Raw genomic sequence first — 11913 nt, forward strand, 5'->3', positions numbered from 1 at the left:
TATTTTATCTGTTAAACTAAAAAGACGCTTTGGCTGTAATTAAGGAGATTACAACATGAGAAAATTACGCAGACTTATTATATCATTTTTGATTTTGATAATGAGTTTGGCGCTATTATCGGGAAATTTGATGACGGTATTAGCTGCCGACACCGGCATAATACAACCCGTTACCATAGGCAAATTACCCAAAGAGGGAGCGGTAGGGCAAGAAATAGATTTGGGCTCCCTGCAAAATTGCGTTGTAAGAGTCAAGGACCCCTTGGGTAACGACATTGAATTAACCGATAGCAAATTTACCCCTACGAAAGCAGGATATTATAACGTTAATGTTTACGCCGCGGACGGTGGTGTTTTTTACGAAGGCTTCAAAATAAATGTCGCCGTAGATGACGCGGTTATTTTAATTCCTTATAACGGCGCCGAAATCCCCACATACATAAATACAGGCTCGGACATCAAAATACCAAAGGCCTCAATGGTCGTCTATGACGAAGACGGCAAAATTGACCAAGAAAAAACAGACGAACTCAATTATGATATAGAATATATCGTAACCGACCCAGAAGGCAACAATACTGTTTTGACCGCGACAGAAGACGATTATTTGACTTATAGCGGCGACAAGACCAATACTTCGGGCAGTTATATTGTTAGATATAAGGCTTCTACCAATAATAACGCTGTCGTAAAGTCAACCGACTTTATAGTCAATGTTCAAGAAGGTTTTGAAGACACCGAAAAGCCCGAGTTAAAAATTTCGGGCATTCCCAACTCAGCTCCTCAAAGAGTCAAATTAACCCTTCCCAAAGCGACAGCTACTGACAACAAAGACGAAAAAGTAAAAATTACTATTACTGTAAAAGACAGCGACGGCCAAAATGTTTTGGAAGTGGACGATTCCGACCCCAAAAACTTGGTTTTGGGAACGGAAGAGGTGGTTTTTGATAATGACAATAATAGGTCATTCTATCCTTGGAAATCTGGCCCTTACAATGTAATATATGCAGCCACAGACGATAGCGGCAATACCGTGGAATCAACTTATATCATTAATATTTCGGACACCCGCGCGCCTGTAATTGAGCTAAACGAAGATAAAATACCCGATTCTTGGGCAATTAATGTTGAAAACGCTTCAGGCAAACTGACAGGCGACGCGCGCTTTTTGGTCGTGCCCAAACCTGAAGTATGGGACAATGTTACCCCGCAAGAAGATATTGCGCTTTATTTCTCGGTAAAAAACTCTTCGGGCCAATTTATATATGACTCAAAAGAAGAAAACCAATCCTCACCACTTTATAAAGAAGAATTTATAGACGAAGACGACGATAACTATTATCTTAATTTTAATGTATTAACTGTCAAAACCGGCACATTTACTTTAACTTTCACGGCAAGAGATCGAGACGCCAACGGAAAGTTAAAAAATTCTTCTTACAAAGCTATATCCATTCAAATTAAAGAAGAACTAAAAGACACCGATCATCCGTTGCTTCAAGTAACCAATATTCCTCAATATATAATGTCGGGCGACAAATTTAAAAAACCCGCCCTAATCCCTTACGACAAAACCTCTAAGGTTATCCTTGAGGAAACATATGAATTTATAAATGAAGACGATGAAACCATAGAATTTGACTTTGAAGATAAAGATTATTTTATACCTGAGACAGCTGGTCAAATAAAAATAACCGTCAAAGTCCAAGACAGCTTAGGCAACAAAGCGCTAGACAAGGACGGAAACGAAGTAGATTCTTTGACTTATACGGTTGATGTTTACTCTGAGGTTATTGATACCAACGCGCCTGCATTTAAGGCGGATTCAAAATGGGTAGACGCCGATAATCCCGAAACATCGTTGTTTATTGACGATGAAGGCGATTTGGTTCAAAGAACTATTTTCTACAATGACGCGGATTCTAAAGTTGTTACCGTTGCCAATATAACAATAGAGTCGGCTTCAGAGGAGTATGACTTTATAGGCTATGAAGTAATTGTAAGAGAACCCGGTAAAAAAACCATTGACGAAACAGATTACGAAGGCGTAGGCCAAAAGCTCAACACAACGGTAAAAAGCAAAGTTCAATTTAATGAAGGAACGAACAAATGGGAGCTTGTATTAGAAAAAATCTCATTTGAAGTTCAAAAAGAAGGCAGACATTCGCTAACAATTAGAGCGTTCAATATAAGCGGAGCTTCCACTCTTGCGACTGTTACATTTGATGTTGAAAAGTCAACTGCGGCAGGCTCCTCTAGCTCAAACGGCGGCGGCAGCGTTTACGCGCTTTCTAGCGCCGCTACCATTCCTTCGGAATTGGAGTTTGGAGAGCCTTTCACCTTGCCATTGGAAGACCGCGAAGGCAACAAATATATAACAAGAGAAATCAAAGGTCCCGCATATGAGATTATGGGCAATGTCTTTACGCCCAAAGCAATAGGTCAATTTACAATAAGTTTAACTACCGAAAATGGCGAAGAGATGAAAGCCACCTTCACATGCGTGGATACCAAATCCCCCGAATTTAAGCTGTTGGGCGAAGTTCCTTCTTACAGCAAAAAATATGACAAAGACAATAACCCCGACGCGTTCATTATTATTCCCGAAGTATCCATTATAGATAAGGGAACGCTCAAAGAATACAGCGTAAAGGTTGTTGACAATAACGGTCAAGTAGTGCATTTGGAAACCAAGGATGGCAAAGAAGGCTTTGTTCCCCGCGTTGACGGAACATATACTATTACCTATACGATTCAGGACGCGGCTAATACGGCGACATACACTTTGACTATCAAGGTAGGCGATTTAATTAAGCCGACAATCATTGATGTTTCCAAGATAGAGCCTTCGGCGACCAAGTTCAAGCAAAACGACAAACTATATGTCAAAGAGCTTAATAAGGATAATGTTTCGGATAATGTTACCAAAGCCGAAGACTTGACAATAACCAGAACATTATACGGGACTAACGGCAACGCCATATCGGTTGACCGCGATGACAAAAACCAAGAATATTATACTCTTAAAGACGCAGGAACTTATACTTTGACATACACGGTAAAAGACGAAGCGGGCAATGTTTACACCAAAGAGTTTAAAATAACCGTGACAGGCGAAGGAAAAACCCCGTTCAATTATCAGATACTGTCAACGGTATTGATTATAACCGCTGTAGTATTAATCGTCGGCGTTGGAGTATATTTCTTCAGGTTCAGAAAAATAAAAGAAAGCTAATTTTAAAACTCAAAACAAAAACTATAAAGGGCTGGATTTTTTCAGCCCTTTTTTATAATTGTGACCAAAACTTCTAACTGCGAGTTTAGACTAAGACTGTTAAGATGTGATATAATGTAATTTATACTAAAGACTATACAGGTGCGCTATGTATGACATTGCAATAATCGGAGCAGGGGTAATCGGATGTTCAATCGCCAAAGAATTAGCCGAGTATGATATAAAGCTTGCCGTTTTAGAACAAAATATAGATGTCGCGATGGCGGCGACAGGCGCGAACAGCGGAATCTTGCACGCGGGACATGACTGCGAAACTGGGACATTAATGGCCCGTTTTAATGTTGAAGGCAATCTGATGTTTGACCAGATATGTCAAGACTTGGATGTTCCTTATAAGCGTTGCGGGTCTTTGGTTTTGGCCTTTAGTCAAGAAGAAATCAACAAAATAGAAATTTTAAAAACAAGAGGCATTAATAACGGCCTTAAGGAAATAAAGATTATCAAAAAAGACAAGATATATAAGCTAGAATCCAACATCAATCAAGGCGTTATCGCGGCGTTGTGGACGCCCACAGCGGGAATAATCAACCCTTACGAGCTAAATGTGGCACTTATGGAAATATCCAAAGCCAACGGCGCGGAGTATTTATTTCAGTTTTGCGTGGACGATATTAAGATTATACATTCCGATAAAGAACAATATTTTGAGGTTTTTTCTTCAAAAGGCGACAAAATCAAAGCGCGAAGCATTATAAACTGCGCGGGAGTTTATGCCGACAAAATCGCCTCATTGGTAGGCGACAACAGTTTTTCAATAACCGCCCGAAGAGGCGAATATATTATTTTTGACCGTCCTTCTCCCGTAAACCGCCCTGTTTTCCAGGTGCCCACCAAAATGGGTAAGGGCGTTTTAGTTTCGCCTACCGTGGACGGCAATTTTTTTATTGGCCCGTCGGCGCAAGACATAGAGGATAAATCCGACAAATCGGTTACTTTAGAAGGCATGCGGGCGATAAAAGCGGCGGCCGCCAAAACCATGAAAGATTTGCCTTATAACCGTCAGATTAGCATATTTTCTGGGCTTAGGGCCATACCCAGCGTCCAAGATTTTGTCATTGGAGAGGCTATCCCCAATTTTTATAACGCTGCGGGCATTTGTTCCCCGGGACTTACGGGCGCGCCCGCCATAGCCAGATATTTATGTCGGGAAATTTGCCAAAAATACGGCTTCAAAAAGAAAAAGTCTTTTGTAACCAAAAGACAAAGAATAATAAACTTCAAGTCAGCGTCCAACCAGCAAAAAGTAGAGCTTATCAAAAAGGACAAAAGATATTCCAACGTAATATGCCGCTGCGAAGTCATAACGGAAGCCGAGATAGCCGAAGCGATAAGGCGGGGCGCTACGACGGTTGACGGCGTAAAAAGGCGCACAAGGGCGACCATGGGAAGATGCCAAGGGTCTTTTTGCATGCCTAAGATTTTAGAAATAATGTCAAAAGAGTTAAATATAAAAATGCAAGATATAACTAAATTTGGCGGCAATTCTTACATAATTTCTAGCGATATTCGGGGCGAAGGCTATGATAAGAAAAGCTGATGTTTGCGTAATCGGCGGAGGGCCGGCGGGCATTGAAGCCGCTAAAGAGGCAAGATGTTACGGCGCAAAAAAAGTTATTATACTAGAGAGGGAAAAAGAGCTAGGCGGGATATTAAACCAGTGTATTCATGTCGGTTTTGGTCAAAAATTATTTAAAGAAGAGCTTACCGGCCCGGAATACGCCCAAAAGATTGCGCAGGATTTGCATGGCGATATTGAAGTGTTTAACGACACTTATGTGTTAAGCGTAGATAGCAATCTTTTGGTTACCGCTATAAGCCAAAACTTAGGTCTTGTGGAAATTCAAGCCGGCGCCATTGTTTTGGCAATGGGATGCCGAGAAAAACCGCGAGGCGCCCTTGAAATAGGCGGCGCGCGCCCAAGCGGCATATTCACCGCAGGCACGGCGCAGCGGCTTTTAAAACTTTATGGAAAGCTTGTGGGCAAAAATATAGTCATAATGGGCACATATGACTTAGGGCTGATTATGGCAAGGCGGTTTACATACGAAGGCGCCAAAGTTATAATGGTAGTAGAGTCCAGGTCGTATTATATGGGGCTTTCGCGCAATGTTGCCGAATGCATCAATGACCTTAATATCCCCATGCTGCTTAATACCAAGGTAATTGAGGTTTTGGGCAAAGAAAGGTTGCAAGCCGTCAAAATCGCGCCCGTGGACCAATACGGCAATATTAACTATGAACAATCAAGAATAGTAGAGTGCGACACTTTGGTGCTGTCGGCGGGGCTTGTTCCCGAAAACGAACTAGCCCAAAACGCGGGCGTAGTAATAAATTTCGCGAGCGGCGGGGCCGTAACTGACCAATATTGCCAAACATCCGTTAAGGGCATCTACGCGTGCGGCAATGTTTTGTATGTTCATGACTTGGCGGACCAAGTTACCGACGAGGCAAAAATAGCAGGATTGGGCGCGGCGCGATATGCCATGGACGGCTTTTATCATAATAAGCCCAAATTTTTGGTCAAAAGCGCGGGTTATACCAAATACACTATGCCTTGCGTCATCCAAAAGACAAAAGACCCGATTAAACTTTATGTCCGAGTAAAACAAGCCCTAAAACCCGCGTTTATAAGCGTAAAATGCGGCGGCAGGGAAATCTATCATAAAAATTATGGTATTTTGATACATGGCGAGATGCAGCCCATAATTCTAAACGGCAAGGATATAGACGGGGACATAGAAGTATTATCAGGAGAAAGAACATGACCCAATATGTTTGTATAAAATGTCCGTTAAGTTGCAAGCTCAAGATAAAGAAGCAAAAAGACGAGATAATGGTTTGGGGCAATAATTGCGCTAAGGGCGAGCTTTTTGCTAAGCAAGAGTTTTTGGCGCCCAAAAGAACTGTAACATCCCTTATAAAAATTATTAACGGGGATAAACCCGTGTTGCCCGTCAAGACCAGCGCGCCCGTGCCTAAAGAAAAAGTTGATAAAGTGCTTAAAATAATCTCGCAAATAACAATACAAGCGCCCGTAAAAATAGGCGATATTGTTTATAAAAATATATACGAAGAAGTTGATTTGGTCGCGACCGCCAATGTTCAAAATATTAAAATAGCTAGAGATTGATTACATAATTTTATTAAGGAGATTTTAAAAATGCAAGACCAAATCAAAACTTCCAAAATTACTTTGCCCAAATATACCAAAGGCGAAGAGATTTTCAATTGGATAGGGCATTGCGTGGGCGCCGCGCTGTCAATCGCCGCTTTGGTTATATGCGTGGTATTTGCCGCTTTATCTAACGAGTTAAGGGCTTGGAAAGTGGTAAGCTGCGCTGTTTACGGCGCGACATTGATAATTTTATACACTATGTCAACGCTATATCACGCGTTGCCCCCGGGGCGAGCCAAAAAAGCGTTAAGAATAATAGACCATTGCTCAGTCAGCCTGTTGATAGCGGGAACTTATACGCCATATACTTTGGTGACATTAAGGGATTACAGCAACGGCTGGGGCTGGACGATTTTTGGGATTGTATGGGGCGCAGCCATTCTGTCTATGGTATTGACTTCTATCAACCTAAAAAAATACGAAAAGATTAATTTAATTTGCTATTTGATTATGGGTTGGTGCATAGTCATCGCTATTGTGCCTTTGTTTAAGAGCAATCTTCAATCAGGCGGATTTTTGCTGTTGCTATTAGGCGGAGTGTTATATACTTTGGGCGCGGTGATTTACATTTTGGGCAAAAAATTAAAACTAAAATATATGCACGCCATATGGCATCTTTTTGTACTTGGCGGCAGTATTTTGCAGTTTTTTTCAATATTATTTTATGTTATTTAAAAAATGAATCTTATTGATATAAAAGGGTTGGGCGAAAAAAGGCTCAAGATTTTAAACGACGCGGGCATATATGACATAAAAGATCTTTGCGCCTTTTTTCCCAAAAAATATTTTGATACGACGCTTATAAGCGCCGATTTATGCGAAAACGGCGAACACGCGTTGCTTAAAGCCAAAGTATGCGACAAGCCCGTAACCAAATACGCGCGAAAAGGCTTTAATTACACAATAATACCGTGCAAATGCGCATTGTCGGGCGTTAATTTTAAGGTTATTTTTTATAACCGCCCTTATTTATCCAAAACAATAAAACAAGATGAATATCTAATTTTGGGTCAAATATCTATCAGCAATACGCTTACAATCCTTAATCCCGTTATGGAACTTGCCCATGCGCCCAAACAACTAAAAGGTATTATTACAATATACAATTCAATAAAAGGCATCCCAAATAATATTTTAAGACAAGCGATATCTTTGGCGTTGAAAAAGTTAGAAATTAAATCAATCTTGCCCATTCAAGACCGTCAAGCGTTGGGACTGATTGACTTAAAACAAGCGTATCAAATATTGCATTTTCCCAAGGATTTGGCGCAAAAAGACATCGCCGCCAAAACCGTGGCGATAGAGGAATTGACCAAAGCTTTATCTGTTTTTTGGATGAAAAAAAATTACGGCCAAAGAATTAGGCCGTTTGAATATCAAGATGTTCGGGATAAGATTAATCAAAAAATTAAACAATTGCCATTTGAATTAACCCAAGACCAAAATACGGCTTTGCGGGAAATTCTTGGGGATTTATTGCGTCCTCAGGCAATGAACAGATTGCTTCAAGGCGATGTAGGCTCAGGCAAAAGCATAGTCGCGTTTTTGGCGTTGTATTTTGCGGTTCTAAACGGCTATCAAGGCATTATGATGGCCCCAACCGAGATTTTGGCGCGCCAGCATTATATCAATCTAAAAGATTTGTTTCCTGAAATTAATATTGTTTTTTTATCCTCAGGCTTAAGCGTAAGAGAAAAAGAACAAGCGCTTGAAGAAATTAAAACAAACGCCCAGATAATTGTCGGCACTCATAGCCTTTTTCAAGAAAGCGTGGCTTTTAAAAATCCAGCCCTGGAGGTCATTGACGAGCAACAAAGGTTTGGCGTATCCCAAAGAAAAGCCTTGGAAGATAAGGGCGGCGTTATAGATATTTTGCTTTTGTCCGCGACGCCTATTCCTAGGACATTATCTTTGGTTTTATACGGCGATTTGGACATAAGTCAAATCAAGACCAATCCAAAACAAAGAGCGGGCGTAATTACCAATTTTGTTCCCGAGAAAAAGCTTAGGGATATGTATCAATACATAATAAAAAAAGCCAAAGAAGGCGTTCAAACATACATCGTTGCGCCCAAAATAGAAAATACGGAAATAGACGATCTGTCTGTTGAGTCTTTATACGGTATCCTAAAAAGAAAACTCAATGGGCTTAAGGTCGGGTTTATACACGGGAAGCTAAAAGAACGCCAAAAAGACGAAATAATGCAAGCCTTCAAAGACCAAAAGATTGATATTTTGGTATCCACAACTGTTATTGAAGTCGGCATAGATGTGCCCGCCGCCGCGATAATGGTCATTTTTGACGCGCATAGATTTGGCCTTTCCCAATTGCATCAATTAAGGGGAAGAGTAGGGCGCGGTAAAACCAAAGGCTATTGCTTTTTGGTTGCCAATACCAAAAACCCCGAATCCTTAGAAAGACTTACGGTTTTTAAAAATAACGATGACGGTTTTTATCTGGCCGAATATGATATGAATATAAGAGGCGTGGGGGATTTTTTGGGCGTAAGACAACACGGCCTTGGAGGCGTGTTTAATAATTTGACCATAAAGCCCGAATGGATAAACTCAGCTAAACAATTATCGGCCAAAATCTTGGAGCAAGGCAATAAGGATAGTATCCTAGAATATATAGACTCATTAGGCTATCATTATAAACAAATATTAAAAAATGTGACCCTAAATTAAAAATATATATAAATTTTTCATATAAATTATTTGACTAAATCTAAAATATTATATATAATTACGCTAATGCATTAATGCGTTAAAGCATTAAAGCGAAATATTTTTTTAAGGAAATACGATGTAATGTCATATAAAAAAAGTTTATTGCCAATAGGCGTTTGGGATTATTTGCCTGACGAGTGTTATATAAAAAGCAAAATAGAGCAAAAAATAGCCAAAACGCTCCAATCAAGCGGATATCAAAAAATTGAGCCGCCTACTTTTGAATACATTGATACATTCAACTATAATAATAATTCCTCGCACCTTGAAAAAGTATTCAAGCTTATGGACTTTGACGGGCGCGTGCTCGCGCTAAGAGCCGACCCCACCTTGCAGATAACAAGAATAGCGGCGACCAAACTATCCCCAGGCGTCAATAGATTGTTTTATATTCTTAATTCTTATGAATACTCCAATGTCCAGACCCAGACCTCTCGGACCAGGGAATTTGCCCAAGCCGGCGTGGAGCTTATCGGCGTTAAGGGCAGTTTGGCGGATTCTGAGGTCTTGGCAATGGCCATAGAATGCCTTATCGCGTGCGGTTTAGACAACTTCAAGATAGAAATAGGGCAAGTGGATTATTTTTTGGGTATAATGACCTCATACGGACTGGACCAAGCGACCATAGAAAAAGTAAGGGAGCGCATTAACAACAAAGACTTGGCGGGCGTCAAAACAATACTTCAAACCAAAGATTTGGCAGAAGATGTTTTGCAAAATATTTTGGCGATACCAAACTTGTTTGGCGGCGTTGAGGTGTTAAAAAGAGCCCAAGCGATTGCCAATAACCCCAAATCAGCTAACGCGCTAAAAAACATTCAAGAGATTTTTGAATATCTCAATGATTGCGGCTATTCAAAATATGTTTCAATTGATTTGGGAATGTTGCCTCATCTTAGCTATTATTCGGGAATAATTTTTAGGGGCATGACCGACAGCGTGGGCGCGGCTATATTGGAAGGGGGAAGATATGATAATTTGAGCGCGTATTTTGGCGCGGATAACCCTTCTGTCGGTTTCGCCATCGGCATAAAAAGGCTGATGACCGCCATTGAAAAGACAAAAGGCTTTGGTCCGCCCAAATCGTCGGATTACGCATATATGGTCTTGGACGGCTGCGAAGCGCAAGCCTTTAAGATTGTCTCGGAATACAAGTCAAAAGGCTTTTGGATAGAACGAGCTTATACCCAAAACGAATCCGAGCTTATAAAATACTGCAAGGATAAAAATATCAAAAAATACCTTATTATCTCAAAAGACGGCAAAAAGGAAAGCGTATTATGATTAAGTTAACCATAGCGCTGCCTAAAGGAAGGCTTAGCGAAAAAGCGCTTGAATTAATAGAAAAATGCGGTATTTCTTTAAACGAGGCTTTGGACGACAGAAAGCTTATCGCGTATGACAAAAACAACGAATACAGATTTTTATATGTAAAGCCTGCAGATGTGCCCACCTATGTGGAGCGGGGAACCGCGGACATAGGCATAGCCGGAAAAGATACAATAATGGAAGAGGGCAAGGATATTTACGAGCTATTGGACTTAAAAATCGGAAAATGCAAACTATGCATAGCCGGCAAAAGCCCAGAAGTTATGCGCGATGTCTATTCTTTGAGGGTGGCGACCAAGTATCCGAATATAGCCAGGCAATATTTCGTAAGCAAATTTATATCGCCCGATATAATAGAGCTAAAAGGTTCCGTAGAGCTTGCGCCCATTACCGATTTGAGCGATGTTATTTTGGATATTGTTGAAAGCGGCGAGACTTTAAGGTCTAACGGGCTAAAAGTTTTGGAAGAAGTCGCCGACATATCCGCCAGACTTATCGCCAATAAGGTGAGCTTTAAGACAAAATATGATATTATTAATCCGTTGATAAAATCTTTGGAGCAATTGGTAGGTGGATTATGATTAAAATTGTAACCGACTTCAAGAGCGAACTAAAAGAAATCAAAAAAGCGCGGCAATTGGTTTTGGACGGCGATATCGCCCAAAAAGTGCGCGAGATTGTCCGCGATGTAAAAGAAAACGGCGATAAGGCGCTGTTTAGATATACCAAAGAATACGACGGCGTGGAATTGAACCAATCAAATATAGAAGTCACAGAAGCCGAAATTAAAGAAGCCTATCAAAATGTTGACAGCCGAACATTGTCGTCATTGAGGCTTGCTATAAAAAATATTTCAAGCTATCAAGACGACATTATGAAAAAAATCTTAAAAAGCGCGTACCTTAACAAACGCGGCCTAATGGTAAGGGCTGTTGAAAACGCAGGAATCTATGTTCCGGGCGGTATCGCGCCTTATCCTTCGTCCGTGTTGATGTGCGCTATTCCCGCGGTATCGGCGGGCGTCCGCCAAATAATTATGGTAACTCCCGCCAAAGAAAAGATTCACCCTTTGATTTTGGTCGCGGCGGCCGAATGCGGCGTGGACAGGATTTTTAAGGCAGGCGGCGCGCAGGCCATTGCCGCTTTAGCTTATGGCACTGAAACCATTCCCAAAGCGGACGTGATAGCGGGACCGGGCAATATTTATGTGACATTGGCCAAAAAAGAAGTTTACGGAGCTGTCGGCATAGACATGCGCGCGGGCCCGTCGGAGATATTGATTATAGCCGACAAAACCGCAAGGGCTGATTATATAGCTTGCGATATGCTGTCCCAAGCCGAACATGATCCTCAAGCGGCCAGCTATCTAATAACCAATAGTCAA

The 11913-nt window shown here is 41.1% G+C and carries 9 protein-coding genes; all 9 read left to right on the plus strand.

Annotation, left to right across the window (positions count from 1 at the left end; translation table 11 throughout):
• Positions 1–55 precede the first annotated feature (55 nt).
• Positions 56–3235, plus strand: coding sequence for a hypothetical protein (locus GX756_03750; protein NLC16973.1), 3180 nt, complete (start codon positions 56–58; stop codon positions 3233–3235).
• A 148-nt stretch (positions 3236–3383) separates the two neighbouring features.
• Positions 3384–4832, plus strand: a complete 1449-nt coding sequence (locus tag GX756_03755) for an NAD(P)/FAD-dependent oxidoreductase (GenBank protein ID NLC16974.1) — start codon at positions 3384–3386, stop codon at positions 4830–4832.
• A complete protein-coding gene (locus GX756_03760; GenBank protein ID NLC16975.1) occupies positions 4816–6060 on the plus strand; it encodes an FAD-dependent oxidoreductase in 1245 nt (414 codons plus the stop codon). Before GX756_03755 ends, GX756_03760 begins: the two co-directional genes overlap by 17 nt.
• Positions 6057–6425 carry a DUF1667 domain-containing protein gene (locus GX756_03765; protein ID NLC16976.1) on the plus strand — a complete coding sequence of 123 codons (369 nt, stop codon included), beginning with the start codon at positions 6057–6059 and terminating at the stop codon, positions 6423–6425. Before GX756_03760 ends, GX756_03765 begins: the two co-directional genes overlap by 4 nt.
• Positions 6426–6455: 30 nt before the next feature.
• On the plus strand, positions 6456–7145 hold the full coding sequence (locus GX756_03770) for a hemolysin III family protein (protein NLC16977.1): 690 nt from the start codon (positions 6456–6458) through the stop codon (positions 7143–7145).
• A 3-nt stretch (positions 7146–7148) separates the two neighbouring features.
• Positions 7149–9158 (plus strand): ATP-dependent DNA helicase RecG, encoded by a 2010-nt coding sequence (locus GX756_03775; protein ID NLC16978.1) that lies wholly within the window; start codon positions 7149–7151, stop codon positions 9156–9158.
• Positions 9159–9281: 123 nt separating this feature from the next.
• Positions 9282–10484: an ATP phosphoribosyltransferase regulatory subunit gene (gene hisZ / locus GX756_03780; GenBank protein NLC16979.1), complete on the plus strand. Its 1203-nt coding sequence runs from the start codon at positions 9282–9284 to the stop codon at positions 10482–10484.
• Positions 10481–11110, plus strand: a complete 630-nt coding sequence (locus GX756_03785) for an ATP phosphoribosyltransferase (GenBank protein NLC16980.1) — start codon at positions 10481–10483, stop codon at positions 11108–11110. The genes hisZ and GX756_03785 overlap by 4 nt, the downstream gene beginning before the upstream one ends.
• Positions 11107–11913 (plus strand): histidinol dehydrogenase (hisD, locus tag GX756_03790; GenBank protein ID NLC16981.1); only part of this gene is annotated, 807 nt, incomplete at its 3' end. The genes GX756_03785 and hisD, both read left to right, overlap by 4 nt.

This window comes from Clostridiales bacterium (genome assembly GCA_012512255.1).
In the GTDB taxonomy this organism is placed as follows: Bacteria; Bacillota; Clostridia; order Christensenellales; family DUVY01; genus DUVY01.